We start from the raw sequence: 16807 nt of genomic DNA, 5'->3' as shown, positions 1-16807 counted from the left end.
AATGGTATATATAGATGATGACCAATCATCGTATATCCAAACAGAACAAATGGTAAGAGATCTAATAAATAGTTATGATTTATCCTATGAAATTAGTGTTGATGAATTTCTATCGATATCAGACCAAGAAGTAAAAGTTCGTGTAACCCAAACTACTACACTTATTGAAGGAGAGGACTTCCGCGATAATAAAGCAAGTGTAGTACATACACTGAGATGGCAAAATGATGGTTGGAAGTTTTTTGGAAGTGAAATTGATGAAGTAACATACGTAGAGGAAGAACAAATGCAACAAGCTTTTACCACAAATATATATAATTACATTACCCTAGAGGCACCAGAAATGTTTGATTTTTTAGTATCAGAAGAAATAGATATAAACAATGATGGAACTTTAGAAACAGTCAATTTAATAGGTGGTCCAGAAGAAAGTAACAGCAATATGAATGAAAATGTCGAGATTACCATTGATTTTGAAGAATTAAGCATTCCTATTACATTATTAGCAGAGAGCGCACCTATTCTATACATTTATGATATTGATCAAGACGGTTGGATGGAGTTATTCTATGAAACAGGTAATAGAGTAAAAACAATTGAAATGTATCGATTCAGTGATGAAGGATTGAATCATCATTCAACTATTAATGGAAAGTTAGTGGAACTAACGCCATTTGAAGTTGTTACAGACAAGGAAATATACACATTCAATGAAATAGCTGAGTAACTAGCATGCAGAATTTAAATGCTATTCCACTTCGGAATAGCATTTTTTCATGTTTGAATGACTGGCACGCATACATAAAAAACAAAATTTACAATTCATGATTCATAAAAAAGTGGGAAATCTAATGTTAGACTCAAAAAAAGGTGGTAATTGGCTTGAAATTAAAGCTTCATTTAATGGTTTTCACAAGTGTATGTTTCTTTCTTTTTGCCTCCGTTGTTTCGGCAGCAGAAGAGCCAACGAGAGAACAAGTTTTAGAAGAGCGAATGGATTATTATATTAACTATTCGAGTCATATTTTGCCCTGGTATTACTTGGCTGCTGTGGATCAGTATGAACGTAATATTGCCCAAGCTCGAGATGATATTCCCGAACGAGAGGGAACTATAGCTATTCAATTTACGGATGATTTTTGGACGGGAGCTTTGAATCCGATGAAGGATGATACCGATTTCACTTCCATCCTATTTTTTGATGGGAATGGCTCCGATGGAAATCTAGATGGCAAGGCTGACAGGGCTAATGATGATGATGTCATGTTAACGATGTCGGAATATTTAACGCGGTTTGGATCGACTGAAAAAGATTTTGAACGTGCATTAAAGAGTTATTACGATCGAGATGCTTCTGTTAAACAGATAATGACGATTGCAAAAATTTATAAAGAATTTGAAACGCTTAATTTAGATGAAAATGCTTTTCCACTGGCGCTTCAAGCTGATTTTAGTTATCGCAGTACTTGGGGTGTTAGTCGTGGCTGGGGTGGACGTCGAATGCATGAGGGCACGGATTTATTTGCTTCATATGGCGTGCCGGTTAAGTCGACAACTTATGGTTTAGTGGAAACGATGGGCTGGAATGACTTTGGCGGTTGGCGAGTTGGTATCCGAGACATTCATAATACGTACCATTATTATGCACATCTTTCCGGGTTTAATAAGGAAATTAAAGAAGGGGATATTATTGAAATGGGGACCGTAATTGGTTATGTGGGCAGCTCTGGATATGGTAAAGAAGGAACGTCAGGTAAGTTTGCCCCGCATCTTCACTACGGTATGTATAAATACAACGGCAGAATTGAGTGGGCATATAATCCCTATCCTTCATTAGTAAGGTGGGAGCAGGAAGAAAGAAATGCGAAGAAAAAATAGGCTGGAGCGGCTATTTGGCCGTTCTTTTTTTTACAAAATAATTGTCATCCAAAAAATGTGTTGGAAAAGAATAAGTACATACAGAGCAACGGTTCCGCCAATTAAAAGATTTAAATATTTTTTTACTTCTATTTTCGTGAGAATTAATATTAATAAAAGAGGAAGAGCAATTTTTATTAAATAAAACGCAGGAACACTTGTCCCGTACAAATAACGCATTAAAGGATTTGCTTCTGATATATGATTGTTTCTTATGCCAAAATCGGTAAACAGGGAGTCAAATATGGCAAGTAATAAAAGAAGTGAAACCGCATGAAAACGGTTAAAATTCACAAAGTATTTCTCCCTTCTCTCGCTTTTACAAATAGCTTGTGCGTGCAAGGAGATTTTTAAACTGGGGAAGAATAGGATATAAATTATGACTTGTACTAGAGAGGATGTTTTTTACCTAAGTTTCTATATGTTCTTGACTCTCATAAGGAAGATAACTTATGCTAAGTAGTTATATAAAAGGAGTGTGGTAATAGATGAAAGATGCATCTTTCGTAATGTCTTGGAGTGGTGGGAAGGATTCGGCGATGGCTTATTATCGTGCGATGAAATTAGGAATGATTCCTAAAAAGATTTTGACGATGTTTGAAGAAGGTGGCGAGATTTCCAAGTCACATGCTCTACCACGCGAAGTTGTACAAGCACAAGCGGAGCACCTTGGGATACCTTTACTAATAAAAGATGCAAGTTGGAATTCGTACGAGGGAGAGTTTATCCAAGCGATGGATGAATGCCGAAATGAAGGAATCACACACGGTGTATTTGGTGATATTGATCTGGAAGGACATTTGGAATGGGTACAGAAAACTTGTGCAAAATCAGATATTATTGCTGTACATCCTCTGTGGCAAGAACCTCGCCGAGCGGTAGTTGCCGAGTTGTTGGACGCTGGTTTTGAGGCTTGGATTGTAGTAGTGAACACAACGATGTTATCAGAAAAGTATGTTGGGAAAAAGTTTACGAAAGAGTTAGTCGAGGAGCTTGAAGCAGCGGGAATTGATTCGTGTGGAGAAAACGGAGAGTTTCATACAATTATAGTAGATGGGCCAATTTTTTCTGAACGAATACCTATTGAAATTGGTGAGACAGTAACTAATGGAGATTATATTTTTTCTCCTGTTTTTTTGAATAAAAAAGTGAAGTAATTCCGATTAGTTTTTTCATAAAAGGGTAACTAATAGATAAGGGTACATAAAAATTATTCGATGTTTTGGAGGGGAAAATATGCAAAAGATGAATAGAGGTATTGTAACTGCACTTTCTGCCATCGGTATTGCGCAAGGATTAAAGATATTAACACACAAAAAGCTCACTGGTGAATGGGATATTAAACAGGCATTTACGACAGGTGGTATGCCAAGTTCGCATTCAGCGGGTGTTTCAGCGCTTGCATCGTATGTAGCTGCGAATAAAGGTGCACGCCATACGGAAACTGCACTTGCTACAATGTTTGGCATAATTGTTATGTATGATGCGCAGGGAATCAGACGTCATACGGGAGAAATTGCGCAGCTGGTAAATGATTTGGAAGATAATATTGCTACCCTTTCAGGAAATTTTCCGAGTTTTGAGTATGTACAGCGTGAGGGAGAACTAAAAGAACTACTTGGACATCAGCCAGTAGAAGTGATTGCGGGTTCTATTTTAGGTGTTGTGTTAGGACTTATTTCAGCTAAGATTGAGAATGATGAAAGAAAACAGCCTAAGTATAAACATACGCGTAAATAAGTAAAATTCTCGTGATCCTGTTCTGGGATTACGGGGGTTTTTGTTTGTTTTATAAATATTTACATAGAAACTTTCAATCTATGTACTGATTCTGATAAAATGTAACTAATAGCATAAAAGTTCATAAATATTAGATGATTTTAGAATCAGTTAGGAGAAGTAACATGGAATTGATTAACACACCTATCCATGTAGTTTTAGGATTTGATCAGTATACTGAATATATGATACGTCGACTACAGAAAGACGGAGCGGTTAATATTTGTGTCCTCGATTATCATCGAACAGTTGGCGGGATGCAACATGATTCTGTTTTTTATTTTGCACCTGGTGAACTGAAAGAGTATATAGCTGTTTTTGATCAAGCTATTTTTCATAAGTATATTCGTTGATAGAAAGTAGTCGTTCCAGTTCATGATACGTGCATAAACGTTCCAGTTTCTTCATAATAAAAGAAACAGCTTTGGAAGGATGATAGAAATGACAAATTATACAGAGATAACATCAATGGATCAATGGAAAGAAGTTTTAGCTAATACTGAGCAGTCTGCATTAGTGCTTAAACATAGCACAACATGTCCAATAAGTGCAAAAGCATATGCAGAGTATGATAGCTTCGATTCGAGTGTCAAAAAATATTTAGTAAAAGTAATTGAAAGTCGACCAATCTCACTAGAAATTGCAGATGACATAGGCATTCAACATCAGTCACCACAAGCATTTTTATTAAAAGATGGAAAAGCAGTGTGGAATACTTCTCATCATCAAATTACTGTGGATAGTTTAGGTAAAGCTGTAGCATCTGTTTGATCTTGGTAAGCATGAACAGATGAACGTTGGTTAAATAAAAAGGAAGCACAGAGAAAGTGGCAAAGCCCCTTTTCCCTGTGCTTCTTTTTTTATATGGATGAAATTATGTTCGGATTGTCGCTTTCGCGAGCAAGATTGTCTCGCTTATCCACATATTCCCAATAACGAATAGATACAGACTATAATATCTCCTCAACAAACGATCTTTATCCATACAATGAAGAACAAACAGATGACGGAAAAGATAAATAATCAGATAGAATAAAAGGAAGCTGCTTCATCCACAATATAGGTGGATGAAGCAGTTTTAAAATGAGTCTGCATATATACTGTGCAAATTTTGGAGATTTACGTTAAATAGTATATACTAGTGGAATAGAGAAGAACGGATTTACATGAGTGACAGTAAAAAAAGAATCGATCATCTCAAGATAAAAAGACATAGAAGGAGTTTGGAATGCTTGAAAAAAACTATTACTAATGAGTTACCAGAAAATTATGAGGAACTTAAAAAAGCAGCAAATCGTAGCGGAAACTGGAGAGCGAGACTAAAAGCAGTAGAAGAGTTAGGGCAATATAATACTAGCCAAGTGATTGATATTTTAAAAACACGTCTGCAAAATGATCCTGTTTTTACTATTCAAGAAGAAGCTTATCGATCTCTCCTTTCATTTGGTGAAGAAGTTGAGTTACCGAAGCGTTCTAAGTTTGAAATGATTAAAGGTACTTCTAAAATATTATTGCGTGTGAAAAAGAGTTTACCAAAAGATCATACCTATGAAGAATTCGCTGCGAAGCTTAAAAGAATGCGCATTGATGTGTATGATGCATACGAAGGCGACAAAGGTGCAGAATTCAATACTTGGTTAGAAAATGAATGGAAAAATTTAGAAACTAAATAAATATGGCTAAATCCTCTCAAGTATTTATGCTTGAGGGGATTTTTTTGCTGTCAAGTTTTGTGAGAATTACGTCTGTGCCTGGCACGCATCCAATTCCATATAGAAAGAGTGCATTTTTATGCTAGTATTTAGAATTATATATTTTTAGGTTCAAAAATTAAATTCTGTTTTGTGTTATTCAATAACTACTTGAAACATATATATCATTAGTTAACCATTTTATTTAATTTTTAAACTTAGTTCAAAAAAGTATTTACTTTTTAAAATGATTGAGTATAATTAAAATTAATAAACAACATTCAGAAAATTATATGTATTCAATAAACGGGGGTTTTAGGGTGAAAGCATCTTTTTTAACAGAGGAGCATGGGTTATTTCGTAAGTCTTTACGCAAGATGTTAGATAAGGAAGCGTATCCTTTTTATAATGAGTGGGAAGAGAAAAGAGAGATTCCAAGAGATTTCTGGTTGAAAATGGGCGAGAATGGATTCCTTTTACCATGGGTGGATGAAGCATATGGTGGGTTAGGCTTGGACTTTACATATTCGAAAATTTTAGCTGAGGAGCTTGAACGCGTAGGTCAAGGACTTTCTAGTGGGATGTGTTTGCATTCCGATATTGTAAGCCCTTACATTTCTGAACTTGGTACAGAGGAACAGAAGCAAAAATGGTTACCTCTTTGTATTAGCGGCGAAATAATTACTGCGATTGCTATGACGGAACCGGGTGCAGGATCTGATTTGGCAGGGGTAACAACGAATGCTAGACGTGAAGGTGATTTCTACATATTAAATGGAGAGAAGACGTTCATTACAAATGGTTTGAATGCCGATCTTGCAATTGTCGTATGTAAAACGGACCCAAATGCGCAACCGGCACATCGAGGAATCAGCTTACTAGTTGTGGAAAAAGGGATGGCAGGTTTTTCTCGTGGGAAGAAGCTCGATAAAATCGGTATGAATTGTGGAGATACCGGCGAGTTAATTTTTGAAGATGTAAAGGTTCCAGTAGCTAATTTACTGGGAGAAGAAGGGAAAGGGTTTTATTATCTAATGCAGAACTTGCAGCAAGAACGCCTAATTGTAGCAATTCAATGTCAGGTTGCAGCAGAGGAAATGCTTCGAATTACGATTGATTATGTAAAAAATAGAAAAGCTTTTGGACAATCTATTAGCAAATTTCAAAATACCCAGTTCAAAATTGCTGAAATGGCAACGGAAATTGATATAGGTCGCACGTATGTGGATCAATTAAGCGAACGGCATGTAACGCATGAAGACATTGTGAAAGAAGTGTCCATGGCAAAATGGTGGATTAGTGAAATGGCAAAACGGGTGGCTGCCGAGTGCTTACATTTACATGGTGGCTATGGATATATGAATGAATACGAGATTGCTAGAAGGTATCGTGATATTCCAGTTACGAGTATTTTCGCAGGTACTACGGAAATCATGAAGACAATTATTGCGAAAAAATTAGATCTATAAAAGAGGGGAGGGATTTCGTAATGAAGCTCTCAGAGAAAAAAATACAGAAGAAAAAAGAAGATATTATTTTATCAGCAGTCAAGATTGTGAATGAAAAAGGGTACCAAAAAGCAACGATGGAAGAAATTGCTGCAGAGCTTCTCATGACGAAAGGCTCACTCTATTACTATTTTAAGAATAAGGAAGATTTGATATTTCAATGTCATGAGATGGTTTTAGTGCAAGCAATTGAGGAACTGCAACAACATATAAATGTAAAGCAATCAAATGAAGAAAAATTACGAGAAATGATTAAGACACATATTCAATATGCCATAGAAAAAAAAGAGATGTTTAATATGATCATCAAACCGGACCAAACATTTTCGGAAGATCAATTAAATCCCATTTTACTAAAACGAAACGAATATGCTGGATTGTTTGATCAAGTTATTCTAGCTGGTATTAAAACTGCTGAATTTACAATTGATGAACCAAAGATAGCCAGGATGATTTTACTTGGTTCAATGAACTGGATTCAACAATGGTACAACCCTTTTGGAAGTAAGACAATTGAAGAATTACAACAAATATATGCAGATTATATGTTGAAGGTTTTAAAATAAATCAAAAAAGGGGATTTGAGACATGCTCGTTACTGAAAAATTAGCAGTTCATGCAAAACAGCAACCAGAGAAGATTATCACATCTTTTCAAGGGAAAAACACTAGTTATTCCGAATTCTACGAGCAAGTTAAACGATTAGCGGGCTACTTTCAAGTAAAGGGCTATCAAAAAGAGGATATCATTGCGGTATATTTGCATAACTCAGATCTATTCTTAGTATGTTACTATGCATGTCAGCTTGGAGGATTTACGGTATTACCTGTAAATACAAAGTTAACTGCTCCTGAAATAGATTATATCCTTACACATTCTGAAGCAAAAGCGCTTATCTATGATGTACGTTTTAACGATGTTTTGAATGAAATACCAAACACGTTTGCAAAATTTCAGGATACGTTACTAGTTGGTGAAGAGGATACTTTAACTACTATTGTAAATGATGAATCGATTGTATTTAAGGAAACGCAAGTGGATCAGAATGATACAACGGTCATTTTCTATACTTCTGGTACAACTGGAAAGCCAAAAGGGGTCATGTTGTCTGCAGGAAATGTAGAAGCGGCCGCAGAAATTTGGGGAGAGGCAGTTGGATATGAATCTACTGATCGTATTCATATTGTTACGCCTTTATTTCACTGTGCTGCCAGTCATGTATTCTGCATACCGGGTATATATGCTGGAGGTACAATCGTTATAGAAGAAGCGTTCTCTCCTGAAAAGGCACTTGAAACAATGGAAAAAGAAGATGTCACTATTTTCTTTGGAGTTCCGGCAATGTATATGATCTTATTGAACACACCTAAAATGGCTGAACTAAAACTAAATCATTTACGATTGTTTGCTTACGGAGCAGCACCAATGCCATTTGAACTGGTAAGAAAAGTAAAATCACTTTACCCGAGTGTGAAGGTTCAAAATTTATACGGCCAAACTGAAAATTCACCTGCGGCAACGACGTTGAAGGATCATCATGCACTTGAAAAAGTAGGGTCAGTTGGTGAAGCTTTACCACATACGGAAGTTCGAGTTGTCGATGAGTTCGGTGATTCCCTCCCAGTAGGACAAGTAGGTGAAATCGTCGTGAAGGGCCCACAAGTAATGAAAGGTTATTTGAAGAATGAAGAAGCAACCCATCAAGCCATTCAAAATGGTTGGCTATATAGTGGGGACTTAGGTCGATTTGATAAAGACGGACTGCTTTATATCGTAGATCGCAAAAAAGACATGATTATCCGCGGGGGTGAAAATGTCTATCCAGTGGAAGTGGAAGAAGTACTTTATGAGATCCCGGAAGTGCTAGAAGCTGCAGTCATTGGTGTACCACATCCAGTGTACGGCGAAGTCCCAAAAGCCTATGTTGTCATAAAAAAGGGGCAATCACTTTCAGAGGAAGACGTTTTAGCATTTAGTTCCAAGCGTTTAGCCAAATATAAATTGCCAGCTGAAGTGGAAATAATCGATACCTTACCTAGAAATGCAAGTGGAAAAGTATTGAAAAATGCGCTACGAGTTTAACTGCATACTAAAAATTGAGTAGGAGGAAATCCATATATGTTTGAAAATTTATCTATCCCAGTGATAGTAGCTCCGATGTTTTTGGTATCCAGTCCTGAATCAGTCATTGCATCTTGTAAAAGTGGGGTTGTTGGGTCGATTCCCCTTCTGAATGCTCGGTCGGCAGAAGCATGTGAAGTGTGGTTGCAACAATTGAAAGAGGCATTGCCTACTGAACCTTGGGCTGTAAATTTTATCGCACATAAAACAAATAAACGTCATGATGTAGATTTAGAGTTAATACGCAAATATGAGCCCCCAATTGTCATTGCGTCACTTGGTCATCCAGGAGCAGTAACGGAAGTCGTACATGCATACGGGGGGTTAGTATTTTCGGATGTTACCACGGTAAAACATGCGAAAAAAGCTGCTGAAGCTTGCGTCGATGGACTGATTTTAGTATGTACCGGAGCTGGTGGACATGCAGGAACGTTAAATCCATTTGCGTTTTTAGATGCTGTTCGAGAGTTTTGGAAAGGTTATACGGCATTAGCTGGAGGTATTTCTACCGGAAAAGATATACTAGCAGCACAAATTATGGGCGCTGATTTTGCTTATATGGGTACAAAATTTATCCCGGCGGAGGAAAGCGTGGCTTTTCCGGAATATAAAGAGATGCTTGTAGAGTCAACAATAGAAGACATCCTCTATACCGATTCTTTTAGTGGCGTACATGCAAATTATTTAGTGCCAAGTTTATTGAAAAATAATATAGACCCTACCAGTTTAAAACCTCGTGAAACGGTAGATTTGTCTCATATGGTAGATGTGAAGGCTTGGAAAGATATTTGGTCAGCAGGCCATGGTGTGACTACGATCAAGTCGATTGATAGTACGGCAGAAATCGTTGGAAAACTTGTAACAGAATACGAAAATGCGAAAAATGGAGTGGTGGTGAAAGTCTGAAAAAGGCTTTGAAATTAGCGGAGACAATCTTAGGAAAGCAAAATTTATCGGGAGGTGACACGGGTGAAAATCGGAGTTATAGGTTCTGGGACAATGGGAAATGGGATCGCGCAGGTGATGGCGGATGCAGGTTACGACGTTGTGTTATGTGACGTAAACAAAGAAGCGCTGGAAAGAGCAGCAAAAACAATCAATACGAATGTAGGTCGATTATATAAGAAGCAAGGAAAAGAATTAGCTGAAGCTACGAAGGTATTAGCAAGAATTGAGTTTACAACTGAACTAAGCCCGCTTAAAGATGCCGACGTAGTAATTGAGGCAATTATCGAAAAAATGGATGTGAAAAAGAAAGTTTTCCAAGAGCTAGATGGGTTATGTGAAGGCAAGACCATTTTTGCCTCGAATACTTCAGGACTTAGTATTACGGAGTTAGGAGCATCAACAGATAGAGCAGACCGAGTAGTAGGGATGCATTTCTTTAACCCAGTACCCGTGATGAAACTTGTTGAAGTGATTCGAGGTTCAGACACTTCAGATGACACATACGAAGTGATTATAGAACTAGTTCGTTCGATTGGAAAAGAAAGTATTTCCATCGTAGATGCTCCGTTGTTTGTCGTGAATCGAATACTTGTACCCTTTATAAATGAAGCGATATTTGTATTAGGAGAAGGAATTGCTTCAGTTGAAGATATCGACAAAGGAATGATGCTCGGTGCAAATCACCCAATAGGCCCACTAGCCTTAGCAGATATGGTTGGCTTAGATACGCTGCTATTTGTTGCAGAAACATTATTGGAGGAAACTGGAGATTCTAAATACCGAGTCCCACCACTTTTACGCAAGCATGTCCGAGCAGGTCATCTAGGTAGGAAAAGTGGACGAGGATTTTATCAATACTAAAAAGGTGTCCAATTGGGCACCTTTTTACATAATTAAGAAAGTACAAACCTTTTATCTACTTGGAACATAGTGGGTGTGATTTTTTCTAGATTGCTTTGGACAGTACTTTCGCTACCGCTTTCTCAGCTATTTCTATCTTTAGCATTTATCAGTCATTTCAATATAGTTCAATCAGAAGGATATGGTATACTTAAGCTCTTAGCATTTTTTTACAGTTAATTGATAAAAAAGTAAATTGAAAAATAAGGAATACCTAACGGAATCTGCTCGAATTGATTAATAATACACGCTTCTTTTTGAACAAATTATGAATATTCATAAGATAAAATTAATATTTATGAGTGAGAAGTAATATTAATGTTGAAAATAGAATGGATTTTTGTAATAATGTCAATAGCGATACGTAAAAAGGAACGTAAGAAAAATTTCTTGAATATATCTTACATGATAGGGGAATGGGTAAATTGAAAGTAATGAGCGAACTTGAAAATAATAATAAAACTAGAGCAAATGATTATGTACATAATGTATATGAACAGTTAAAAAAGAGAAATATGCATGAAACAGAATTCCTTCAAGCAGCAAGAGAAGTTTTAGACTCCCTTCGCCCTGTATTCTTTAAACATCCAGAATACTTGGATGAAGGTATTTTAGAAAGAATCACGGAACCAGATAGAGTATTTACTTTTCGTGTAACTTGGGAAGATGACGCAGGACGTGTCCGTGTAAACCGTGGTTTCCGTGTTCAGTTCAACAACTCAATCGGACCTTATAAAGGTGGAATTCGATTCCATCCATCGGTAAATATTAGTATTATGAAATTCCTTGGATTTGAACAGATTTTCAAAAATGCATTAACTGGCATGCCAATAGGTGGCGGTAAAGGTGGTTCCGATTTTGATCCAAAAGGGAAGTCTGATCGCGAAATTATGCGTTTTGTGCAAAGTTTTATAACTGAATTAAGTAAATATATTGGACCGGATACGGATGTGCCAGCTGGAGATATTGGTGTTGGTAAACGTGAAATCGGCTATATGTTTGGTCAATATAAGCGTCTAAAAAGTAAATTTGATGCTGGAGTATTGACAGGAAAAGATCCTGAGCAGGGTGGTAGTTTAGGTCGTAAAGAAGCTACTGGTTACGGATTAGTTTATTTCGTAGATGAAATGCTGAAGGGAAAAGGAGATTCATTTGCAGGGAAAAAAGTAGTCGTTTCTGGTTCTGGTAATGTTGCCATTTATGCGATGGAAAAAGCAATTCAATTAGGTGCAACCGTAATTGGATGTAGTGATTCTAGTGGCTATATCTATGACCCATCTGGTATTGATTTAGAAGTCGTGAAACAATTAAAAGAGTATAGTAATAAGCGTATTAAAGATTATACAATGGACCATCCAAGAGCAGTGTATAAAGAAGGCTGCATAGGTATTTGGACAATTCCATGTGATATTGCTTTGCCATGTGCAACGCAAAATGAATTGGATGAAGAAAGTGCAAAAATATTACTAGAAAATGGTGTAACTGCAGTTGCTGAAGGTGCAAACATGCCTTCAACGGAAGAAGCGGTTCATGTATTCCATACTGGTGGTGTACTATTCGGTCCTGGAAAGGCAGCAAATGCTGGTGGTGTGGCAGTTTCTGCAATGGAAATGTCACAAAATAGCATGCGTTTATCATGGACTGCAGAAGAAGTGGATGAAAAACTTAAACTTGTCATGAAAAATATTTATACAAGTGCAAATGAAGCTGCAATAAACTATGATTACCCAGGAAATCTAGTAGTTGGAGCAAATATTGCAGGTTTCCTAAAAGTAGCAGATGCAATGGTAGCACACGGAATCCATTAATATATTCGATTCTTAAGAACGAAAATATTGGAAATCACCCACTTTTCTTTATAAAGTGGGTGATTTTTTTGTAGAATCTCCAATAAAATGATAGTTTCTGTAATGTATCTGTAACATAATCGTAAAAAAAGTCATGTATATTTCATGGTATCATGAATATAGAGGAATTTTCAGAAAGTTTATGCCGGATTGCTCGAATGCTATGCCAATGGAGGAACTAATCTTGACTTCTTTGTTTAAAAAAATCATTACTATTTTTAGTTTAATCTTAGTTTTAACAGCAGGAACATTTGCAGGAAATACCGAAGCCGCAAGCAGAGTATCATCCGCAGAAATAGTAGCTGATGCAAAAAGCTTAATGGGAATTAAATATCGTTATGGTGGAACAACAAAAGCAGGATTCGATTGTTCAGGATTTCTAGGTTATATATACAAGCAAAATGGAGTTTCACTTTCGAGAACAGCAGCTGGTATGTACAGCACTGGAAAGTCCGTTAGTAAAGCAAATTTATCAGTGGGAGACTTAGTATTCTTCAACACAACAGGTAGAGGCGTATCCCATGTCGGTATGTACATAGGAAATGGTAGTTTCATACATTCTGCATCATCAAAAGGTGTAAGTATAGCTAAATTAAATGACCCATATTACTGGGGAAATAAATATGTTGGAGCTAAACGTGTTGCAACTGTATCAACTGTAGCTAGTAAATAATATACTAAATATAGCCGTTTTAGCTTAAATGCTGGAGCGGTTTTTTTGCGCAATTTTGATCTTGCGCAAAACGAAGTGGATCTTGCGACTAAAGAGAGCGACCTTGCGTTAAACGATTTCAATCTTGCGCAAACAGCCCTAGACCTTGCGCCAAACCGAAATCCGCGTGTGATCTTGCGCAAAACGGAGTGGATCTTGCGACTAAAGAGAGCGACCTTGCGAGAAACAAGTTTAATCTTGCGCAAACAGCCCCAGACCTTGCGTCAAACCGAAATCCGCCCGTGATCTTGCGCAAAACGAAGTGGATCTTGCGACTAAAGAGAGCGACCTTGCGAGAAACAAGTTTAATCTTGCGCAAACAGCCCCAGACCTTGCGCCAAACCGAAATCCGCGTGTGATCTTGCGCAAAACGGAGTGGATCTTGCGACTAAAGAGAGCGACCTTGCGTTAAACGATTTTAATCTTGCGCAAACAGCCCCAGACCTTGCGCCAAACCGAAATCCGCGTGTGATCTTGCGCAAAACGGAGTGGATCTTGCGACTAAAGAGAGCGACCTTGCGTTAAATGATTTCAATCTTGCGCAAACAGCCCCAGACCTTGCGTCAAACCGAAATCCGCCCGTGATCTTGCGCAAAACGGAGTGGATCTTGCGACTAAAGAGAGCGACCTTGCGAGAAACAAGTTTAAATTTGCGCAAAAAACTGCCACCTTATTAAAAGGCGTAACAAAGATTTTCGTTAACATAATTATTTGATTCATATTATTTTATTAAAAAGAGATAAAAAATGGGTATTTAACTAGACTTTGTACTTGTTTTGAAGCAAATAACTAATTCAACTAAATTTTTTGAAAATTATTTTTAAAAAGGTATTTCTAATTCTCTGAAAAGTAGTATAATTGCATATAATATATTGCAAGCTCAACACAGTTGCAATTACATAATATTAATTAGATTGGGGAAAACCTACGATATGAGTAATCTTAATATCCAAATAACATTAAGCGAGAAAAAGAAAGATAAATTACCAACAGATCAATTGGTATTTGGTACAACATTTACAGATCATATGTTTATTGCTGATTATATTGAAGGAAAGGGTTGGCATAATCATCGAGTAGTGCCATATGCTCCGATCACATTAGAACCATCTGCAACAATCTTCCATTATGGGCAAACTATTTTTGAAGGAATGAAAGCATATTTATCTGAAGATGGAGTAGTTCGCTTATTCCGTCCTGATCAAAATATGAAACGTATGAATCATTCGGCGGATCGCTTAAGCATGCCTCAAATTGATGAAAATCATGCATTAGAAGCGCTAGTTGAATTGATCAAAGTTGATAAAGAATGGATTCCGAAAGACCCGGGAACTTCTTTATACATTCGTCCATTCATGATTGCGACAGAACCTCATCTAGGTGTTTCCGCATCTAAATCGTATACGTATATGATTATCATGTCACCGGTCGGTTCTTATTATGAAGAAGGAATTCATCCAGTTAAGATTTTAGTAGAGAGCGAATATGTTCGCGCTGTTGCTGGTGGTACTGGTAATGCAAAAACTGCTGGAAACTATGCTTCAAGTTTAAAAGCGCAAGAAGTTGCTGACCGAGAAGGTTATTCACAAGTTCTTTGGTTAGACGGCATTGAACGTAAGTATATTGAAGAAGTAGGAAGCATGAATGTATTCTTCAAAATTGACGGAGAAGTAGTAACTCCAGCTTTAAACGGTAGTATTTTAGATGGGATTACACGTAAATCAATTATTGATCTCTTAAAACATTGGTCAGTTCCGGTTGTTGAGCGTCGCGTGTCCATTGATGAAATTCGTGAAGCGCACCGCACAGGTAAACTAGATGAAGCATTCGGAACTGGTACGGCAGCTGTTATTTCGCCAATCGGAGAATTCCGCTATCAAGGCGAGTTATTCTACGTAAATAATGGTGAAACTGGTGAACTATCAGCGAAATTATACGATGCTTTAACTGGCATTCAAAAAGGTACACAAGAAGATCCATTTGGTTGGGTTGTTGAGTTAAATAAAAAGTAATAAGTAAATTGTCGCCCTTTATTTGGGGCGACAGTTTTTTGTAATATAAGAATTTAATCGAATTCGAACACAGTAGGTACGATTTTTCTGGATCTCTATTCCTCGTTTATCCTAGTTCTGTCCGTAGTGAAGCAACTACGTTAATATACAAAAACTGGCCCCCTCATTCAAGGAAGCCAGTCGTATGAATGAATTATTTTGGTGTACGCTTTGACAAACGGCCAATTACAAAGGCAGTAACTGCTATACCAATCGCAGTATTCGTCTTCTTGTTAAACACTTGTTTTACAACTAGATTCATATTCGCCGGACGCTCTGCTAAACGACGCATGAAATAGCCATACCAGTCTTTACCAAACGGCACATATGTGCAGAAATTATAACCTTCATTAGCAAGTTGTTGCTGCATATCTGTGCGGAAACCATATAACATTTGGAATTCGAATTTATCATTCGGAATATTGTTGTCATTAATAAATTGTTTCATATGATTAATAACATGATGATCATGTGTAGCGATTGATGTGAACTTACCATTTAATAGATGATATTCAATCAATTCCATATAGTTTTGGTCGATTTCTTCTGTTGTTTGATATGCATATTCTTCAGGCTCTTTGTAAGCTCCTTTTACGATGCGAAGACGAAAGTTTTTATACTTCTGAATGTCTTCTGAAGCACGATAGAAGTATGCTTGAATTACTGTGCCAACATTATCAAATTCTTTCGAAAGCTCGTCCAATATGTCAAAGGAAGGTTGTAGATGTTTGGTAGATTCCATATCGATGTTGATGAACGTACCATACTTATGAGCGATTCCAACAATTTCTTTTAAGTTGTCTAAAGTGAAATCATAGTCAATATCTAATCCTAATTGCGTTGGTTTTAAAGAAATATGTGCGTCAACTTGATGCGTATCAATTGCTTCGATGACTTCAATAATTTGGTTTTTTGCTTCTACAGCTTCTGCTTTTTCGAAAACAAATTCACCTAAATTATCGACGGTACAGGAGATTCCTAAGGCATTAAGTTTTTTTATGCTTTCGATTGTTTCTTCAATAGTTGTTCCAGCTACTACATGTTGAGCACCCATTTTTAAACCATATCTTTTTGCTGCCACATTTAAAACGCGGTTCTCCGACAATTTCAAAAAAATATTCTTTAACATAGTATCACTCCTGTCCCTGTATAGTAGAAAAACATACCCACGTAAAAAGAGAAAAGCTTCTAAAATATTAGTCTAAGACTTAAAGTGGAATTGAGCTACTGTGTACCGCTCCACTGTTTCTTTGTAATACCAAGGTGATTTCATGGTCATACTCATTTTGCGTATTAAAACTTCTTTAATAATCATATGATTTCTCCTTTTCTT

Annotated in this window: 18 protein-coding genes; 16 read left to right on the top strand and 2 right to left on the bottom strand. The window is 36.9% G+C overall.

Annotated features, from left to right (window positions below; all coding sequences use genetic code 11):
- Position 1 precedes the first annotated feature (1 nt).
- Together C7437_RS07000 and C7437_RS06995 are read left to right on the top strand one after the other, a co-directional pair.
- Positions 2-727, top strand: a complete 726-nt coding sequence (locus tag C7437_RS07000) for a hypothetical protein (RefSeq protein ID WP_146249617.1) — start codon at positions 2-4, stop codon at positions 725-727.
- Between the two features lie 155 nt (positions 728-882).
- Positions 883-1878, top strand: coding sequence for a M23 family metallopeptidase (locus C7437_RS06995; protein ID WP_425450558.1), 996 nt, complete (start codon positions 883-885; stop codon positions 1876-1878).
- Between the two features lie 30 nt (positions 1879-1908).
- On the opposite strand, the gene C7437_RS06990 is transcribed toward C7437_RS06995, so the two are convergent.
- A complete protein-coding gene (locus C7437_RS06990; RefSeq protein ID WP_111438896.1) occupies positions 1909-2211 on the bottom strand; it encodes a DUF5658 family protein in 303 nt (100 codons plus the stop codon).
- 194 nt (positions 2212-2405) lie between these two features.
- Between C7437_RS06990 and C7437_RS06985 the strand changes: the two genes are divergently transcribed.
- The 14 genes from C7437_RS06985 (at position 2406) to C7437_RS06915 (ending at position 15435) form a co-directional block, all read left to right on the top strand.
- Positions 2406-3074 carry a Dph6-related ATP pyrophosphatase gene (locus C7437_RS06985; protein WP_111438895.1) on the top strand — a complete coding sequence of 223 codons (669 nt, stop codon included), beginning with the start codon at positions 2406-2408 and terminating at the stop codon, positions 3072-3074.
- 79 nt (positions 3075-3153) lie between these two features.
- Positions 3154-3657 carry a divergent PAP2 family protein gene (locus C7437_RS06980; RefSeq protein WP_111438894.1) on the top strand — a complete coding sequence of 168 codons (504 nt, stop codon included), beginning with the start codon at positions 3154-3156 and terminating at the stop codon, positions 3655-3657.
- A gap of 164 nt (positions 3658-3821) precedes the next feature.
- The gene (locus tag C7437_RS06975) at positions 3822-4049 is read left to right on the top strand and encodes a hypothetical protein (RefSeq protein WP_111438893.1); all 228 of its coding nucleotides are present in this window, start codon (positions 3822-3824) and stop codon (positions 4047-4049) included.
- Positions 4050-4137: 88 nt separating this feature from the next.
- Positions 4138-4467, top strand: a complete 330-nt coding sequence (ytxJ, locus tag C7437_RS06970) for a bacillithiol system redox-active protein YtxJ (protein WP_111438892.1) — start codon at positions 4138-4140, stop codon at positions 4465-4467.
- 461 nt (positions 4468-4928) lie between these two features.
- Positions 4929-5369, top strand: a complete 441-nt coding sequence (locus C7437_RS06965) for a HEAT repeat domain-containing protein (protein WP_111438891.1) — start codon at positions 4929-4931, stop codon at positions 5367-5369.
- A 338-nt stretch (positions 5370-5707) separates the two neighbouring features.
- Positions 5708-6856: an acyl-CoA dehydrogenase family protein gene (locus C7437_RS06960; RefSeq protein WP_111438890.1), complete on the top strand. Its 1149-nt coding sequence runs from the start codon at positions 5708-5710 to the stop codon at positions 6854-6856.
- 20 nt (positions 6857-6876) lie between these two features.
- The gene (locus tag C7437_RS06955) at positions 6877-7461 is read left to right on the top strand and encodes a TetR/AcrR family transcriptional regulator (protein WP_111438889.1); all 585 of its coding nucleotides are present in this window, start codon (positions 6877-6879) and stop codon (positions 7459-7461) included.
- A gap of 22 nt (positions 7462-7483) precedes the next feature.
- The gene (locus tag C7437_RS06950) at positions 7484-8977 is read left to right on the top strand and encodes a class I adenylate-forming enzyme family protein (protein ID WP_111438888.1); all 1494 of its coding nucleotides are present in this window, start codon (positions 7484-7486) and stop codon (positions 8975-8977) included.
- A 36-nt stretch (positions 8978-9013) separates the two neighbouring features.
- On the top strand, positions 9014-9922 hold the full coding sequence (locus tag C7437_RS06945; protein ID WP_111438887.1) for an NAD(P)H-dependent flavin oxidoreductase: 909 nt from the start codon (positions 9014-9016) through the stop codon (positions 9920-9922).
- Between the two features lie 54 nt (positions 9923-9976).
- A complete protein-coding gene (locus C7437_RS06940) occupies positions 9977-10825 on the top strand; it encodes a 3-hydroxybutyryl-CoA dehydrogenase (protein ID WP_211309977.1) in 849 nt (282 codons plus the stop codon).
- Positions 10826-11298: 473 nt separating this feature from the next.
- On the top strand, positions 11299-12672 hold the full coding sequence (gene gdhA / locus C7437_RS06935; protein WP_111439017.1) for an NADP-specific glutamate dehydrogenase: 1374 nt from the start codon (positions 11299-11301) through the stop codon (positions 12670-12672).
- A gap of 223 nt (positions 12673-12895) precedes the next feature.
- Positions 12896-13384: a C40 family peptidase gene (locus C7437_RS06930; protein ID WP_342767769.1), complete on the top strand. Its 489-nt coding sequence runs from the start codon at positions 12896-12898 to the stop codon at positions 13382-13384.
- A 45-nt stretch (positions 13385-13429) separates the two neighbouring features.
- On the top strand, positions 13430-13669 hold the full coding sequence (locus tag C7437_RS06925; RefSeq protein ID WP_111438885.1) for a hypothetical protein: 240 nt from the start codon (positions 13430-13432) through the stop codon (positions 13667-13669).
- 686 nt (positions 13670-14355) lie between these two features.
- Complete coding sequence (locus C7437_RS06915; protein ID WP_111438883.1) at positions 14356-15435, top strand: branched-chain amino acid aminotransferase; 1080 nt, start codon at positions 14356-14358, stop codon at positions 15433-15435.
- A 193-nt stretch (positions 15436-15628) separates the two neighbouring features.
- Here C7437_RS06915 and C7437_RS06910 read toward each other — a convergent pair whose 3' ends face one another.
- Positions 15629-16603, bottom strand: a complete 975-nt coding sequence (locus C7437_RS06910) for a proline dehydrogenase family protein (protein ID WP_111438882.1) — start codon at positions 16601-16603, stop codon at positions 15629-15631.
- Positions 16604-16807: the final 204 nt, after the last annotated feature.

The sequence above is a fragment of the Psychrobacillus insolitus genome, assembly GCF_003254155.1.
Taxonomy (GTDB): Bacteria; Bacillota; Bacilli; order Bacillales_A; family Planococcaceae; genus Psychrobacillus; species Psychrobacillus insolitus.
The sequence above is the reverse complement of the archived record's forward strand: the minus strand, read 5'-3'. Positions and strand labels throughout refer to the sequence as shown.